Source organism: Longitalea luteola, from assembly GCF_017356035.1.
In the GTDB taxonomy this organism is placed as follows: domain Bacteria; phylum Bacteroidota; class Bacteroidia; order Chitinophagales; family Chitinophagaceae; genus Niastella; species Niastella luteola.
The window spans coordinates 1-17,543 of sequence record NZ_JAFIQX010000004.1; the positions used below are offsets into that span (position 1 = coordinate 1).

Here is a 17,543-nt window from a genome sequence, read left to right on the forward strand (position 1 = left end):
GTTACCATATCGTTGGAATGGCATTAACATAACTGCCGCGGGCACATACAGCGACACCCTCACCAGCAAAGCAGGTTGTGACTCAATCATCAACCTCATCCTGACTGTCAACACCGTTCTCAGAGACACCACCAGAGCAACCATCTGTACCAATCAGCTTCCATATCGCTGGAATGGCATTAATATAAACGCCGCTGGCACTTATAGAGACACTCTCATCAGCAGAAGCGGTTGTGACTCCATCACCAACCTCATCCTGACTGTCAATAGTATTCTCAGAGATACCACCATAGCAACCATCTGTACCAACCAGTTGCCATACCGTTGGAACGGTATTAATATTAACGCAGCCGGAACATATAAAGACACCCTCATCAGCCGAAGCGGTTGCGATTCTATCACGAACCTCATCCTGACTGTCAATAGCATTCTCAGAGATACTACCAGAGCAACCATCTGTACCAACCAGCTTCCATATAACTGGAATGGCATCAACATCAACGCCGCTGGCACTTACAGCGACACCCTCATCAGCAGCGCAGGTTGCGATTCCATCACCAACCTCATCCTTACCGTAAACAGCATCTTAACCGATACCACGACAGCAACCATCTGTACCAACCAGTTACCTTACAACTGGATCGGCAATGCCTACAACACGGCAGGCACATACAATGTCACACTCACCAGCACCGCTGGTTGTGACTCTATTGCCACACTCATCCTGAACATAAATCCAACACTCAGTTCAACACAAACAGTAACCATCTGCCCAGTCCAATTACCCTATTCCTGGAATGGCAACACATACAACGCCGCCGGTACCTACACAGCAACACGCACCAGCGTGGCCGGTTGCGATTCCGTTATCACATTAATACTGAATGTAAGTTCATCATTTTCCAGAACGGAAAACATAGCCACTTGCGAACCTTCTTACCGGTTACCAAATGGCACTGTTGCAACGGCCAGTGGTGTATATACCTCCACCTTTACGAACCAGGCAGGTTGCGACAGCACCATAATAACGAACCTGACCTTGCAGCCTTCACCCAACTTAAAGGTGAATAATCCAGCTGCTGAATGTAAACCAACCATCGATATTACAGCAGCAGCAATTACCGCTGGTAGCGACCCGGATCTCATCCTTTCTTACTGGACGAACCCAACCGCTACCAGTCCGCTCACTACTCCAAATGCTGTAAGCAACAATGGCATATATTATATCAAAGCAACAAATGCTGCAGGCTGCCAAAGCATTAAATCGGTATCCGTTCAAATAAACCGGGCGCCCACGGCCAACATTACAGCTGGTAATATTTGCCCCGGCGTAAAAACTAAGTTAACGATCACCTTCTCTGGTCAGGCCCCATTCGGTGTAACCTATACTGATGGCACTGCCAATTACACCTTCAATAACATCTCAACATCAGTATATGAAACAGAAATTGCGCCAATAACAAATACCACATATACTATTACCAGCGTATCGGATGCCTTGTGCACGAATACTGCCGTGAATGCATCTGCTACCGCTAACCTGATCATTCCGCCTGCTGGTTTAAGGTATAACGAAGTATTAACCGGCATTAATCAGTCTACCCAACTGAGGGCGCGTGATCTCGGCAGCAATTACGCCTATAAATGGACACCATCCATAGGTTTAAGCAAGAGCGATATAAGAACCCCTGTGTTCAACTATTCTCAACGCATGGATTATCTCATCTATATAACATCAGATGGTGGCTGTATAGTGGTTGATACCCAAACCGTAAAAGTGATCGCCCGCACACAGGTTAATGAGCCGCCTAACCTGTGGGTGCCCACAGCCTGGTCGCCACATAATAAAGATGGCCATAATGATCTCCTGTTCCCATTCACCGTTAACATAGTTGAGCTGCGGTATTTCCGGGTATTCAACAGATGGGGCGAGCTGGTATTTGAGACCAGAGAATTAGGCAAAGGCTGGGATGGCATTTACAAAGGAGTGCCACAGGTGATGGACACTTATACATGGACGGTGGAAGCGGTAGGTAATGATGGTACCGTATTCAAGAAAGCAGGTAATGCAATGTTGTTACGATAAAAATTTGCGTTATGAAACGAAAACTTACTACTACAATTGCAATGATATGGATGCTTATTCCGGGCTTCGCATGGACCCAGGACCCAAGCTTTTCCCAATTCTTTGCTTCACCATTAAATATCAATCCGGGTTTAACGGCGAATATCAATAGCAAATGGCGCCTGGTCACCAATTTCCGGGACCAGTGGATAGGCCCTGCCAGTCCATACACGACCGGAACGGTCTCATTTGACAGCAAGATCATGAAAGATAAACTGCCTGAAACGAGCGTGTTTGGATTGGGCGGCATGTTGATGTACGATTATGCGATGTCAGGCATTCATAAAAGCGTATATGGATCTGTGAATGTATCGTATAACATTACATTATCAGATAATATGGGCGATCACCGGTTGGGAATAGGCGTGGGGGGCATAGTTGCCAGCAAACGCATAGAATTTCACCGCCTCATTTATCCTGAACAATTTACCGGCAATGGATTCAATACCAATTTACCATCGGGAGAAGCCGCACGCACGAATATGAAACCCTATTTTTCCTCCAGTGCCGGCGCCACGTACAGCTATACCAATGACAGAAGCAATTTCGATGCAGGCGTTGCGGTATTCCATTTGAACAGGCCCAGGCAAACAGTGCTCGACGATCCTAACAAATACCTGGCCATGCGGAAGGTAGCGCACGCCAATTTCGAGACCTATCTCAATGATTATATCCTGCTCAACACCAACGGCATTTACCAGGAACAATCAAAGGCCAGCTATTTTTCAGTTGGCGGGGCACTTGGCTTTTTCATTAATGAAACCGGCGAAGATCAGATCTTATACCTCGGGCTTTGGTACTGGTCGAAAAATGCCATTATCCCATACGTTGGTTTGCGTTATAAAACCATGCAATTCGGCTTATCCTATGACATTACTGTTTCCAAACTCAGCGAGGCCGAACAAAAACCGAAAACATTCGAACTTTCTTTTATACTTCGGGGAGATGACCACAAGGACGGTGTCATCTGGTGCCCCTGGAAATAGCTGCTATTTGGCGGCATGTCATGACGAACAGCCCTAAATAATCTACCAAACCGCCCCGGTCATCACATACTTTATCGGTCAGGAATTCGTTAAGAACAGAGCTTTATGCTGAAACAGGCTTTTCAGTGTAAAGCTTTGTATTTTTTTAAGTATTCAGCAGTTATTTTTGCACCGGCATTGCCTTTAAGGCCCTACAGAATCCCCAAACCAATTCGTCCATGAAAAGCAAGACGCGAAAAAGGCTTATTCGCTTTCTGTTGATCCCGGTTATTGTCCTGGTGTTGTTGGTAGCAACGGCATTTACCATGCTGGTTACCCAGCAATCAAGGCTGGTTAAACTGGCGGTTAAAGAGTTCAATAAAAAATTGTCGGGCACCATCTCTGTCGAAAGCAGTAAGATTTCCTTATTTGAAAATTTTCCATATATATCGGTGCGGCTGAACAATGTGCGCCTCTATGGCGGCAAAAGCACCACACAAAAGCCCTTGTTCCAGGCAGAACGGATGTTTGCGGGGTTTAGCCTCAAAGATATTCTTAACCAAAATTATAATGTAAAGGTGATCGGCATGAAGAACGGGCACCTTGACGTAGTGGCCGAGAAGAATGGGCAGGTAAACATTGTAGAGGCCAGCCGCATCACCAGCGACACTACTACTGCAACGGATACGGCGCAGTCGCCCCTGAAACTGGATATCAGGAAGATCATTTTACGCAACATGGCGATCTCTTATCTCGACAAACCCAGCGGTCGCCATATCGTTACACAGATAGAACGCATCCAATCCTCCGTTCAGAACGATAGTTTGAAAATAAATGCCGCACTTACCGGCAAATTCGTCATCGATTATACGAGTCCGGGCAATTCAACCCTGTTCCGCCAGAAACACCTTGAAACAGATCTGGCCGTTTTGTATGAAAAAAGCACGGAACTGGTGACGATAAATACCGGTAAATTGAAAGTGGAAGACGCCGTTTTCAATATTACCGGCTCGGCCAGCCTGCAACAAAATAACAATGCTGTTGATATAAAATTTGGCGGCGACAAACCCGACCTGCAACAATTGTTTGCCTTTGTGCCAGAATCAGTAGCCAAACAATTGAAACATTTTCGCTACGACGGACATGTGAACTTTGAAGGAACCGTAAAGGGAAGTCTCGCCAACGGACAAATGCCCCGTATAGACGTTTCTTTCGGCTGTACGAAAGCCTGGCTGCACAATACCCAATCCGACAAAAAGCTCGACTCCCTGGCCTTTAAAGGCTATTACACCAACGGCGACCAGAAGAATTCGACCACCTCTGAATTACGCCTGCTCGGTGTACATGCAAAACCAGGCACCGGTATTTTCGACGGAAATTTCATCATGCGCAATTTCGACAATCCGAAAATACTCATGCAGGTCGATTCAGATCTCGAGCTTGGATTCATCGGCGCATTCCTGGGTATTAAGGACCTGCAGCGCATCACCGGCCAGATCAGCCTTAAAATGAATTTTAAAGAACTGGTCGATATGAGTATGCCCGAACAACAGGTGGGCCGACTCACCGAGGGTGTTCAAAGCGAACTCACCGTAAAGAACCTCACTTTCCGCATTCCCAATTATCCATATAATGTAGAACGGCTGAACCTCCATGCCGACATGAAGAATGGTTTTGTGCGCCTGGATTCACTGGCCTGCAGGATCGGTCAGTCAGATTTCTATTTGAACGGGTCGCTGAGCGATCTGCCTGCCATCTTCCATCACCAGACGAAACCGGTAGTAGCTACGTTGAATGCCCGTAGCCAGAAAATGGTCCTGCGCGAACTGTTGAATATCGACACGACAAAGAATCGTAGAGGCAAAGAAGAGATCTATGGTTTCAATATAGGTGTATCGCTTACCACTTCAGTAAACGAATTGCTGCATCCCAATCCACTGCCTAAAGGCATTGTGAAGATCGAGCGCCTCAACGCTGGTTTTAAACGCTACCCGCATACCTTTCATGATTTTGGTGCCGAACTTACCATTGCCGATACCTCCCTGCGGTTAAAGAATTTCGCCGGTCTTATCGACAGTACCGACATTGCATTCAGCGGCCGGGTGAACAACTATGCCCTGTGGTTCGACTCAGTGAAAAAAGGCAGAACGGAGATCGCATTCGACCTGAAATCAAAACGGCTGGCCTTACGAGACCTGTTGGGACGGCGCAGCAAGCGATCGGTTCCAAAAGCGTTTCACGACGAAGTTGCCACCAATGTGTGGCTGCGCTCAAAGACCATGCTGCGGTATGATTCTGTCTTCAAATTTGCCAAAATAAAATTAGCCAACGTTTCCGGCCACCTGACAAAACATGCGTTTGAGCTCGACAGCATCAAAGGCACCGTGATGTTCAACACCGAAAACTTCATCAAAATAGATACTCTTACAGGTAAAGTGGGGAGAAGCGACTTTGACATCAACATGCGCCTGTATACCGGTAAAGACAGCACCCGGCGGATGAAGGAAAACTATCTGCGCTTCAATTCACGCTTCCTCGATGTTGACCAGATGACCAATTACAAATTCGATATGACGATGGAGAAACCCAGACCGAGACGCCGCAGGGGAGGTGATACATCGGCAGCGCCGGAAGCAGCTGTGCCAGTTCAAACAGTTTCTTCACCATCGGTTCATGCGAAAGCCTTCAATATTTTCCAGGTGCCTTTTGTCGATTTTAAGGCATCGGTGAACATTGGGAAAATAAAGTACCGCCGGTTATGGATAAAGAACGTGGCCAGCAATGTACGCATGCTCGAAAATCACCACCTGTACCTCGATACCCTGCACATGGAAATGGCAGGAGGAAAGATAGATGCCCGCGCTCATTTCAATGGCAATAACCCCGAAAAGATCTATCTGAGAAGCCGCATTAAAGTAGATGATATTGACCTGGAAAAAATGATGCTGAAGCTCGATTACCTTGGGCAGGATTACGTCATCAACAAAAATATCAGGGGCCATATAACCGGACAGGTAAAAGGTTATATGCGCATACATCCAGACTTAACGCCGATGCTGGATCAGTCGCAGGCGCAGCTCGATATAAATATTTATAATGGAGAACTGATCAATTTTGCGCCCATGGCAGCCATGTCGGCCTATTTCAAGGACAAGAACATGATGAAGGTACGCTTTGATACCTTGCGCAATGTGCTTACCTTCAAAGACAATACGCTGAACATTCCTACCATGAACATCAACTCCTCCCTGGGCTTCCTGGAATTCTCCGGTACCCAGTCGCTGGATATGAATATGCAATACTATGTGCGCATTCCCCTTAAAATGGTAACCCAGGTAGGTTTCCGCATGTTGTTCAATAAAAAGCAGGAGGAAGTAGACCCCGATCAGGTGGATGCCATCGAATACCGGGACAAGGATAGGCGCGTTCGATTTATGAACCTGACCATTACCGGCACACCGGACAACTATAAAGTCAATTTGGGCAAACCTAAGAAGGCTTAACGCAGAACGCAGAACGCTTAACGCGCAGCGCATAACGCAGAACGTTCCGTATTAAACCTTGCGCCTTTAGCCTTGAGCCTTCAGCCTTGCGCCTTCAGCCTTTTCAGTACTTTCATAAGCGTATTCTTTTCAGATATGGAGGTACTGAGCGTGATCGCCTGCTCATAATGTATTTTCGCTTTCTCAATATTGGTATCCGCATACAAATATCCCAGCAGCGCATGATAGTAATTGAGATCGGTCAGGTTTAATTTTTTCACTTCCTGGATAGCCTGTTTATGACCGTACACTTTGCCAATGGCAAAAGCCCTGTTCAGCGCCGTGAGCGGCGAATATTCAAGAATGATGAGTTGATTGTATAATTGTAAGATATGCTCCCATTTATTTTGACCGGTAGGCGTAGTATGCCAGTAGGCAATACCGGCTTCCAGGTGATATTTCGAGATCTCATTGCCCAAACAGGCATTCACGAGGTAATAATTCCCTTTCGCTATCAGCTCTTTGCTCCATAAACTTTTATCCTGCTCTTCAAACAAAATGGCTTCACCCGCATCATTGGCCCTGGCATCGAGCCGTGAGCTCTGAAAACACATCAGGGCGAGCAGGGCATTGGTTTCAGTGGTATTCGTGGCGGCATGCTCCGTTAAAACAAGCGTCAACCTGATAGCTTCAGAACAAAGATCTTTTCTGATCAAATGATCGTCTGTTTTGGAAAAATAACCTTCGTTGAACAACAGGTACAAAACCCGTAATACGGCTTCCAGCCGGGCCGGCGATGCATCCACAGGGTGGGAGAGTGCATGTTTGAATGACGGATTACGCAGGTTGGCCCTGGCGCGTAACAATCGCTTTTTGATCGTTTCTGTTTTTGCGAGGAACGCGCTGGCAATTTCTTCAATACTGAACCCGCAAAGAATTTTCAGCGCTAAACAGATCTGCGCTTCTGTTGAATTTACCGGATTGCAAACAGCAAAGATCATCGCCAGCTGGCTGTCGGATATGATCTGGTGGGTAAAATCCAGGTCCTGCTCTATCTCCAGTTCATTATTGCCGATGATAAGCGGAAGAGTGCCTTTGATCTTTGATTCAAAAAGGTTAACCCGCTTCAGATAGTCTCTTGTTTTGTTCTTCGCAACGGTGTACAACCAGGCCGTAGGGTTTTCGGGTTTGCCATTCACCCGCCACACTTCGGCTGCTTTTAAAAAAGTTTCGCTTACGATATCCTCTGCAATTTCAATGGCATGGAGGCCAAAAAGACGGCCTATTACAGCCGTCATTTTGCTATACTCCATCCTGAAAAGTTGCGGTAAAAGCTCATTATGCGAATTCGCAAATGTCTCCATGTTGCTTAATTGTTCTCTCCGGGTGTCAACAGGGCCCTTACTTCAACGCTGCCACCCATTTTAAGGATCGGGTTACCCTTCGCCAGCTCGATGGCTTCGTCAATAGTTGTCGTTTTTACAACAATATAGCCCCTGACGAATTCCTTGATCTCTGTGAACGGGCCATCGGTGACAATATTGTCCGGCAGCACCGTTTTGGCCTGTCCCATAGACAACCGGTTGCCTTTGTCAACCAGTTTATTTTGCGCGGCAATACCGGCCAGCCAGTTCATTCGCTCCTGCATTTGCTCAGGCGTTGGAGTATCGGGTGCCGGATTACTGTTTCTGAAGATCAGCATAAACTCTTTCATGATCGTACAATTTTGTGTTTGCATGATAACGATTGAAAGGTAAACGGGGGGACAAAAACATCCAAAAAAATAAATGCCCGGTAAGCCGGTATCACCTGATACCAGCCCCGGGCATGCCTGTTTAGCTGTATAATTTTATTTATTAAGTGTGTTCAGCAACAATTCCTTCAATTCGGGCATCGAAGGACGTGGGGAATCTACTGTAACAATTTTCCCTTCCTGGTCAAACACCAGGAAACGGGGAATACCGTGAATGTCGTAATATTTGGTGAAATCGCTCCAGCCTTTAGCGTATAGCTGAATGCCGCCCAACTGTTCTTTCTCTACAAAATTTTTCCATTTCTCTTTGTCCTTTTCTTCATCTACCGAAATGGATACAAAGGCAATGTTCTTATCCCTCAACTCTTCTTCCAGCTTTTTTAAATGCGGGATCTCCTTTTTACAGGGACCGCACCACGTAGCCCATACATCCACCAGCACTACTTTTCCTTTCAGGCTGGCCATACTAACCGGATTCCCGTTTTTATCAGGGTACGAAAAATTAAATGCCTTATCGCCTTTTTTATACGTGCTCAGCTTTTTCAATGCCCGTGCATACCTCGCCTGCATGGAATCAGTTATCAGGTATTTTTTTACCGGTTCAATTTCTTCATTGAATTTTTCCAGGGATCTGTAACCAGCCATCTGGTTTTCCACATAAACGCCCCGGATGGTATCATTGCCAAAATAACCAAGGATCTCGGGCAACGATAACCTTGCATTTGCTTCAGGTTCCTTTACCCTGGTATATACATAAGTTGCGTACAACCTTATGAGATCAACCCCATAACCGGAATATAAAACGGCACTATTGGCAAACTTATTAGGTTGGTAGATACTTGCGTAATAGGGAATAATATCATTTTTACCAGGATGCTTGCTATTAGGCGTAAACAGAAACTTTAAAGCAGCATGTTCAATGTCAATATCGATCGATCTTTTCAGCAGTTCATTGAAAGCCGCATTCGGCGTATTTACTTTTTTCTTGAATGCTTCCGCCTTTGGTAAAAAGCCGGCCAGGGTAGGAAAGAAGCTGGCATAAGTAACGGTATCTTTCCGGGGAAACACACTCATGCGGGTTACCGGCTGTGAGTAGCTGATCCATTCTTTCAGTATTTTATTTTCCGGCGAAGGTTGTATAAGTTCATAACCATCGTCATTGATAGTGATCTGAAATTTATCGCCATCTTTTAAGTAGAAGCGGATAAAACTTCTCTTTTGCTGATCGCTTAAAAAATAAAACCCGCTTTTAAGCGGATGAGGCAATGCAAAAGCAAATTGATGATTATTCACCCGGGCTGTTGCCAGTTCCAGTTTCTCCCCCTGCTGAACATCATACAGAACAAGCGATTGCAAATTCTCTTTGTTGACCGTACCCTGCACAATGGTCAATTTGCCCTGCGCAGCTACTACGGAAGTGGCAAGGCAAAACAATACACTAAATAATACCCTGATTCTCATTTAATAGTTATTTTAAAAATGCCTGTTTGCTTATAGATAATATAATTTACGGCCGGTTTGCACCGGCATCATCATTCACTAATAGCATAAACGATGGAGATGAGATTTTTACCCCAGGATGGCAGGAAGTTTTGACAATAGAAAAAACGGTTGCTTAACAATTAATTACATAAACTGTAATTTTATTTTAATATTGGGGCACTTTTAAGGTTTCATGTACACCAACCAAAACGAACATATAGAAGAACAAAAGATTTGGAATGCCTTTCGGGAAGGAGATGATAAAAGCCTTGAGATCATTTACAGACACTACTTTGACGAGCTGTATAATTATGGTAATAAATGGCTGAATGACATTTCTTTAACGGAAGATTCGATCCAGGACCTTTTTATAAAACTGCTGCGGACCCGGCAGAACCTTTCTGCCACCAACTCGGTAAAATACTATCTGTTCAGAGCCTTCAGGTCCATTGTATTGGATAAGCTTAAATCAAAAAATAAAACCGCTTACCTCGATGAAGCCGGCAAGGCCTTGTTTGTCTTCGACCTGTCGCCGGAGAAGAATATGATCAAAAAGGAAGAGGAAAACTCCTTGCAAAAACGGTTGACGGTTGCCCTGGACGCACTTACCCCGCGCCAGCGGGAAGCGATCTTTCTACGTTATATAGAAGGTTTTTCCTACGACCAGGTTGCCGAAATGATGGACCTTACTACCAAAGGAACCTATAAATTGATGGCCAGGGCCATAGATGCTTTAAAAGAGCAATTAAAGGGTACAGCATGGCATATACTGATGCCATCGGGAATTTTAATTCCGGTGATCAAATATTTTTCAAAGATCATGGGGTAATAAATCAGGTTCCTCCGTTTTAATAGTTAGTTAACCACCTGAACCGCTAAAATACCATTGCCGCAATGTAAAGTTTCGGGCAGGGAAGATCCGACTTGTTTATGACTGATCAATACACAAAATATTATCATTACACCGTTGCTGACTTTATGTTGGATGAGGACTTCCTGTTGTGGTTAAAACAACCGGATGGAACCAGGAATGCATTCTGGAATACCCTGCAAATGACCTATCCACATCTCGTTGACAAGATTACCGACGCCCGGAAACTCGCAGCAGCCCTGCAAGTGCAAAAAGAAAAAGCCTCCGATGCAGCCAAAGACAGGATCTGGAATGCGGTTACCTCGTCAGTTACACCAGCCGCGAAACTAAGGTCAATGAAAAGGGCTCTTGGCTGGATGGCTGCAGCAGCTGTTCTGCTCATCGTTGGCGGACTGTTCGTTTTTCAATATCATCGAACAAAAGAAGTATTGATAAAAACGGCCTATGGAGAAAAACGCGCGGTAACATTGCCCGATGGAAGCCAGGTGGTATTGAATGCCAATTCTGAAATAAGATACAAACCAAGGCCCAAAAAGAATGCGCCCAGGGAAGTATGGGTTAACGGTGAAGCCTGGTTCGATGTGGTGCATAGAAATAAGTCCGGCACACCGGTAACTGCGGCCGATCGTTTTATTGTGCATTTACAGAACATGCAGGTAGAAGTGCTGGGGACAACATTTACCATAAACACAAGACGCAACCAGGAACAGGTAGTATTAGAAACCGGTAAGGTGAAAGTACAGCTCAAAACAAGACCTGCCGCCGTTTATCTGCAACCTGGCGAATTTATACGTTTTAACAAAGACAGTAAAACACTATCAAAAGCCACAACCAATCCCGTCGATTGCTCCTTATGGAAAGAAAACCGGTTGAAGTTTAACAACACCCCATTGAGTGAGGTCATCAGATTAATAGAAGATAATTACGGTTATAAGGTGAATGTTCCCGACAGCTCGTTATTAACCCGCACTCTTGGTGGCACTATTTCATCGGAAGATCATCAAATCTTATTCAAAGCCCTGGAAAACATGTTGGATGTAAAGATCACGATAACCAACCAAACTATAACTATCAGCAAGTAATAACCAGACATTAAAAAGCTCGAATGAAAAAACTGCTTATCAGAAGCAAGGTGACTGCTATTGCCTTAACTGTATGTTTAGGCACCTTCTGGGTTCATTCCGCCAAAAGCGCAGGTTCAGGCCATTACTTTAAATGGCAGGGAGCTACGCCGGTAAGATCTGTACTGGATGCAATCTCAGAATACTACAAAATTAACCTTGCGTACGAAAACCGATTGGTACAGGGCATTTATACCTCCTATAAATTTGTGCCCGGCCGGTACTCCGCCAAAAAAGTACTACGTGATCTATTGGAGCCTTTAGGTTTGAAAGCGGCCCAACTCAACGAAAAAAATTTCACCATCGTTACAGCCAAACGCACCGCTTTACAATTACAGCTGCCACCAGCTGATTACATTACCCCCGCAGCTGCTATTATTGGAAATAATGACAACCTGCAGATCGACACTACCGTGCGGCCTGTTTCTCGCCAGCAAAAAATGTCCGATACGTCAGTACCCGATAAATTGATCAGAGGCCGGGTTATTTCTGCAAATGGCGAAAGCCCGGTACCAGGCGCCACTATCCTGGTGCGAAATATGAAGATCGGAACCACCACAGATGCCGAAGGTTATTTCACGATACGAATACCCGGCAGGGTCAACAGCATCACGGTAGGGCATATCAGCTTCACGCCGGTGAATATAACAACTGCCGAGAGAACGATGATGACCATTAAGTTAACGCCCAGGAAAGAACAGCTTGAACAGGTCATTGTAAGCACCGGTATGTATAAAAGGCCAAAGGAAAATTTTACCGGGGCGGCCACCACCATTTCGGGCGAGGACCTGCGAAGGGTGAACAATGTAAATATACTCGATGCATTGAAAGTGTTTGATCCCTCGGTTCGCATTCCCGACAATGTACAGTTCGGCAGTGATCCCAACAGACTGCCAACAATAACGTTGCGGGGAACCAATAATTTCCCGCAGCAAACAATGGGCAGCGCCACGCCATCTTCCGGAGCTGATTTCATGGCCAACTACACGAGCAATCCGAATCAGCCCTTATTCATTCTCGACGGATTTGAAGTAAGCCTGCAAAAAATATACGACCTCGATGTTAACCGGATCGCCAGTTTTACGATCTTAAAAGATGCCGCCGCAACCTCTATGTATGGGTCAAAGGCGGCAAATGGCGTTATAGTGATCGATACGCGCCAGCCAATGCCCGGTAAACTGCGGCTGAACTACAGCGGTATGATGCAGGTGACGGCGCCCGACCTTACCGTATATGACCTTACCAATGCAGCAGAAAAACTGGAAGTAGAACGACTGGCAGGTGTATACAATGAGTATGCCACAGGTATACGCCCGGATGCCGACGCTGTCTTGCGCGAACGGTATTCCAACCGTCTTGCGGCCGTACAACGGGGTGTAAATACCTACTGGCTGCATAAACCTGTTCGAACCGGTTTGGGAACCCGCCACTCGCTGTTCCTGGAAGGAGGCGATGCCGTTATCCGTTATGGAATAGACATGATGTATAGCAGCAACAGCGGCGTCATGAAAAACAGCAATCGCGATAACTACAGCGGGGGCATGAATTTCAGCTATCGCCACAAAGGCCTGCTCTTTAAAAACGTTCTATCCGTTACCTACAACAAATCACGCAATTCCAATTACGGCACATTCGCCGACTATACAAAACAAAACCAATACTGGAATCCCTACGATTCAAACGGTAACCTGGTACGGGTTCTTGAGGTCGTAAAAACGCCCGTTTCCCCTACACAAACCACGTCTTACTTTAATCCATTATACAATGCATCGCTGAATACGATCGACAAAAGCCAGTATGGCAACATGACCAATCAAACCAATCTGGAATGGTTGCTGGGCAAAGGCTTCCGGTTAACAGGCCGTTTGCAGCTGACAAAACAAAATGAAGAGTCTGACGTGTTTGCGCCGGGAACGCATACAAAATTCGATACGGTAACCAGTATAACCCGTAAAGGAAGTTATACTAAAACCACCGCGAATTTCTTTTCATTCGATGGTTCGTTGCAATTGGATTACACAAAAAGACTGGGCAAACACCTGTTGTTGAACTCAACAGGAACCAGTATAGCGCAAACCAATAGCGACTACTACAGCGTAACGGCAACCGGCTTTCCCAATGAACGGCTCGACCAGATCAATTTTGGTAATAACTACCAGGAAAACAGTAAACCTACCTACACCAATAATACCTCACGGCTGATCTCGGTGTACACAAATTTCAACTACAGTTATGATAGCCGGTATGCTGCCGACATCAGCTTACGTACAGACGGCTCTTCGCAATTTGGTTCAAACAAACGTTTTGGTGTTTTCTGGAGCGCCGGCGTAAGCTGGAACCTGCATAAGGAAAAGTTCCTCGCCGATAAACCATACATTAACATGTTGCGCCTGCGCAGCAGTATTGGAGAAACAGGCGATAGCCGGTTTCAGTCATTCATGGGTATAACCACCTATCAATATTATACCGACCAGAATTATCGCGGCCTCGTGGGCGCCACTTTAAAAGGCTATGGCAATGAGAACCTGCAATGGCAATCTACCCGCAAAACCAACGTCGGGTTAGACCTGGGCCTTTTCAATAACCGCTTGTTGCTGAACGTAGACATTTACCGCGAACTTACCAGTCAGCTGATCCTGGATGTAACCACACCGCCCTCTGTAGGATTCAACAGTTATAAAGAAAATGCCGGCCTGCTCGAGAACAAAGGTTATGAGTTTAAAGCAAACCTGTTCCTGATTAAAAATGAGCGCAAGCAGATCTACTGGAGCATATTCGGAAATGGTTTGCATAACCGCGATTATATTAAGTCGATCTCTAATTCGCTGAAAAGACTGAATGAATTGAACGATGCGAATAGTACATCTCCGACCAATGAAAATTATAACAAACAGGTAAGGCCGCAATTCAAATTCCAGGAACGCATGAGCGTGAATACGCTGTGGGCTGTTCCTTCAATGGGCATCGATCCGGCCACCGGCCGCGAAGTGTTCGTGAAAAGAGACGGCACCCTGACCTATGTCTGGGATCCGGCCGATAAAATGCCGGTAGGATATACAGTGCCCGACCTGCGGGGTAGCTTTGGCACCACCGTTACCCTGAAAGGCTTTACGGTAGGTTTGTACTTCGCGTATGAACTGGGTGGCAAATTGTATAACCAGACGCTGGCAGACAGGGTAGAAGTGACCAATTTTACGTATAACGTCGACCGCCGGGTACTATACGGCCGCTGGTCAAAACCCGGCGATGTCACCTTTTTTAAAGGGCTGGTGAACGACTACGGTAACCCGGTGACCACAGCCACCCTGGCCACTTCCCGCTTTGTGCAAAAGAACAACTTCGTTAACGCAGAAAGCATTTCCGTTTCTTATTTACTGCCTCACAAATTGAGCAGAAAATTAAATTTGAGCAATACCAAATTCACTTTTGTAGCCAATGATCTCAAACGCTGGTCGGCCATCCAGGTGGAAAGGGGATTGGATTATCCCTTCGCCCGCAACCTGACATTGAATATCAGCACCTCGTTTTGATCATCATAACCTAAGAACTAATGAAACTGAAATATATCATTTACTTGTTGTTACCGGCCTGCTTCACCGGCATGGGTTGTAAAAAATGGCTCGATGTTCAGCCGAAATCCGATATCAGGCAACAGGAACTGTTCACATCAGAGTCGGGATTTAAAGATGCATTGATCGGCACCTATCAGCTGCTGGCTACCAGGCCGGCCTACGGTCAACATCTTACCATGGGTTTCGTTGATGCCATGGCGCAACGGTATGCCACCAGCTCAAGCAGCCACAGGTTTTACACCACAGCCAGGTATGATTATCAAAACACCACTGTAAAAAGTTACATCAAAGATATCTGGGGCACTTTGTACAAGGCCATTGGGAACCTCGACAATGTGCTCATGCAAATTGACAATAACAAACAGCTGTTCCTGAACAATAATTACAACATCATAAAAGGCGAAGCATTGGCCCTGCGGGCACTGTTGCATTTTGACCTGGTTCGTTTGTTTGGTGCAGCACCTGTAGTTGACGGCAATCGCAAAGCCATTCCTTATGTCACTACATTCGGCATTGAGGCGTATCCTTTATTGCCGGTAAACCAGGTGATCGACAGTTGCCTGGCCGACCTGCAATCAGCAGCAGAACTCTTAAGCGTGGATAAAACACTCCGCAACGACTATCCTGATGACCCTTACCTGGCTTATACCCGCAACCACATGAATTATTGGGCGGTGAAGGGATTGCAGGCCAGGATCCATTTATATAAAGGCGATAAAACAGCCGCTGCAACGGCAGCCTGGGAAGTGATCGCCAGTGCGCCTGAAAATTTCCCGTTCGTCACCAGCGCTGCTGCCGCAGCTACTAATAATCGCGACAGGCCGTATGTCACGGAATTGCTTTTTTCACTGTATGCGTTTAAACTCAACGAATATGTAGACGAATATTTCAAGACAAACGCAACCAATGGAACCCCGCAACTGTACACCACCGCTACCAATCTCAACAATTTATATGAAACAGCCAGCGGCGGCAGTTCCGATCTGCGGTATGTAAATCTGTTTGTAACGTTCTCCTCCGGTTCTTCTACATCTAAATACTACCAGGATGCCATTACCAGTGAACCTTTAAGAGGACATATCCCTATAATAAGACTGAGCGAAATGTATTATATCGCGGCAGAATGCGCCGCCACACCGGCGGAAGGAATGGCTTTCATTAATATCATTCGCAGTAACCGGGGACTGGCCCAGCGGGCTACCAACGTTAACGCCGCCACGCTGGAAGCAGAGATCCTGAAAGAATATAAAAAGGAAATGTATGCAGAAGGCCAGCTGTTCTACTATTTCAAGCGTAAGAACACAGCCCGGGTAGATGGCAGTACCATCAACATGACCGACGCCACCTGGATTTTACCGCTTCCCGATGATGAAATTGAGTTTGCGATCAGACCTTAATCAATGCAATTAAAACTAATATGGTAAACTATATAAAGCATATATCCCTGCCGGTGTTCCTCCTGTTGCTGTTCACCGCCTGCAAAAAAAGTGAGTTGACCAGTTATACGCAACCCGGCATGGTATATTTCTATAAAGACCATTACGACCCTGACAAAGACAGTATAGTATATTCCTTTGCCATTAAGTCGAACGCGCTGCAGGCCGACACTATAAAAATTCCCTTGCGGATAATGGGCGCTGCTGCCGATTACGACAGAAGCGTGAACATCCAGGTAGTGACCGACAGTTCAACAGCAACCCCGGATCATTATACAATCCTGCCAACGGTCATTAAGGCGGGTGAATATACCACCAACGTGTCGTTATTGGTATACAGGAAACCAGACTTAAAAAGCAACGAGCTGCGCCTGTTATTGGAAGTGGCGGCATCCGATGATTTTCAACCCGGCATTTACAATTCGGCATCTGGCGCATCGATGGGCGGTGGTTCCGTACGTTTTCCGGTAAGGATCAATGACTATTTAACCAAACCCCTGAACTGGGATACCTTTATGGTCTTTTATTTTGGCAGCTACAGCCAGGTTAAATATAAAATAGTGATCGACGTTACCGGCCGCACCGAATTTTCAACAGGTGCTACAGGCCTAACCCCTTCAGAAATGACTTACTTCGGTAAAGCATGCTCTTATTACCTGGAAGAGTATAATAGAACAAACGGCACAAAACTTACAGATGAAACCGGACAGGAAGTAACTTTTCCGCTACTCTAACT

Annotated in this window: 11 protein-coding genes; 8 read left to right on the top strand and 3 right to left on the bottom strand. The window is 45.9% G+C overall.

The window, feature by feature from the left end; genetic code table 11:
- The 3 genes from JUB15_RS11435 to JUB15_RS11445 all read left to right on the top strand — a co-directional run.
- Positions 1 to 2,086, top strand: a 2,086-nt coding sequence (locus JUB15_RS11435; RefSeq protein ID WP_207512618.1) for a T9SS type B sorting domain-containing protein, incomplete at its 5' end; no start/stop codon positions are given.
- 11 nt (positions 2,087 to 2,097) lie between these two features.
- Positions 2,098 to 3,111, top strand: coding sequence for a PorP/SprF family type IX secretion system membrane protein (locus JUB15_RS11440; RefSeq protein ID WP_207512619.1), 1,014 nt, complete (start codon positions 2,098 to 2,100; stop codon positions 3,109 to 3,111).
- Between the two features lie 218 nt (positions 3,112 to 3,329).
- Positions 3,330 to 6,593 (top strand): AsmA family protein, encoded by a 3,264-nt coding sequence (locus JUB15_RS11445; protein WP_207512620.1) that lies wholly within the window; start codon positions 3,330 to 3,332, stop codon positions 6,591 to 6,593.
- 80 nt (positions 6,594 to 6,673) lie between these two features.
- Here the strand turns inward: JUB15_RS11445 and JUB15_RS11450 are convergent, their stop codons facing one another.
- The 3 genes from JUB15_RS11450 to JUB15_RS11460 all read right to left on the bottom strand — a co-directional run bounded on the left by JUB15_RS11450 (position 6,674) and on the right by JUB15_RS11460 (position 9,786).
- Positions 6,674 to 7,936 (bottom strand): RNA polymerase sigma factor, encoded by a 1,263-nt coding sequence (locus JUB15_RS11450; RefSeq protein ID WP_207512621.1) that lies wholly within the window; start codon positions 7,934 to 7,936, stop codon positions 6,674 to 6,676.
- Positions 7,937 to 7,941: 5 nt separating this feature from the next.
- Positions 7,942 to 8,286 (bottom strand): YciI family protein, encoded by a 345-nt coding sequence (locus JUB15_RS11455; protein WP_207512622.1) that lies wholly within the window; start codon positions 8,284 to 8,286, stop codon positions 7,942 to 7,944.
- A 135-nt stretch (positions 8,287 to 8,421) separates the two neighbouring features.
- Positions 8,422 to 9,786: a TlpA family protein disulfide reductase gene (locus JUB15_RS11460; RefSeq protein ID WP_207512623.1), complete on the bottom strand. Its 1,365-nt coding sequence runs from the start codon at positions 9,784 to 9,786 to the stop codon at positions 8,422 to 8,424.
- Between the two features lie 214 nt (positions 9,787 to 10,000).
- Between JUB15_RS11460 and JUB15_RS11465 the strand changes: the two genes are divergently transcribed.
- The 5 genes from JUB15_RS11465 (at position 10,001) to JUB15_RS11485 (ending at position 17,541) form a co-directional block, all read left to right on the top strand.
- Positions 10,001 to 10,636 carry an RNA polymerase sigma factor gene (locus JUB15_RS11465; protein WP_207512624.1) on the top strand — a complete coding sequence of 212 codons (636 nt, stop codon included), beginning with the start codon at positions 10,001 to 10,003 and terminating at the stop codon, positions 10,634 to 10,636.
- A 101-nt stretch (positions 10,637 to 10,737) separates the two neighbouring features.
- The gene (locus tag JUB15_RS11470; RefSeq protein WP_207512625.1) at positions 10,738 to 11,760 is read left to right on the top strand and encodes a FecR family protein; all 1,023 of its coding nucleotides are present in this window, start codon (positions 10,738 to 10,740) and stop codon (positions 11,758 to 11,760) included.
- Positions 11,761 to 11,783: 23 nt separating this feature from the next.
- Entirely contained in the window at positions 11,784 to 15,329 is a 3,546-nt protein-coding gene (locus JUB15_RS11475; protein ID WP_207512626.1) for a SusC/RagA family TonB-linked outer membrane protein, read from the top strand.
- A 20-nt stretch (positions 15,330 to 15,349) separates the two neighbouring features.
- Positions 15,350 to 16,768 (top strand): RagB/SusD family nutrient uptake outer membrane protein, encoded by a 1,419-nt coding sequence (locus tag JUB15_RS11480; protein ID WP_207512627.1) that lies wholly within the window; start codon positions 15,350 to 15,352, stop codon positions 16,766 to 16,768.
- Positions 16,769 to 16,788: 20 nt separating this feature from the next.
- The gene (locus JUB15_RS11485) at positions 16,789 to 17,541 is read left to right on the top strand and encodes a DUF4843 domain-containing protein (RefSeq protein ID WP_207512628.1); all 753 of its coding nucleotides are present in this window, start codon (positions 16,789 to 16,791) and stop codon (positions 17,539 to 17,541) included.
- The last annotated feature ends 2 nt before the right edge of the window (positions 17,542 to 17,543 follow it).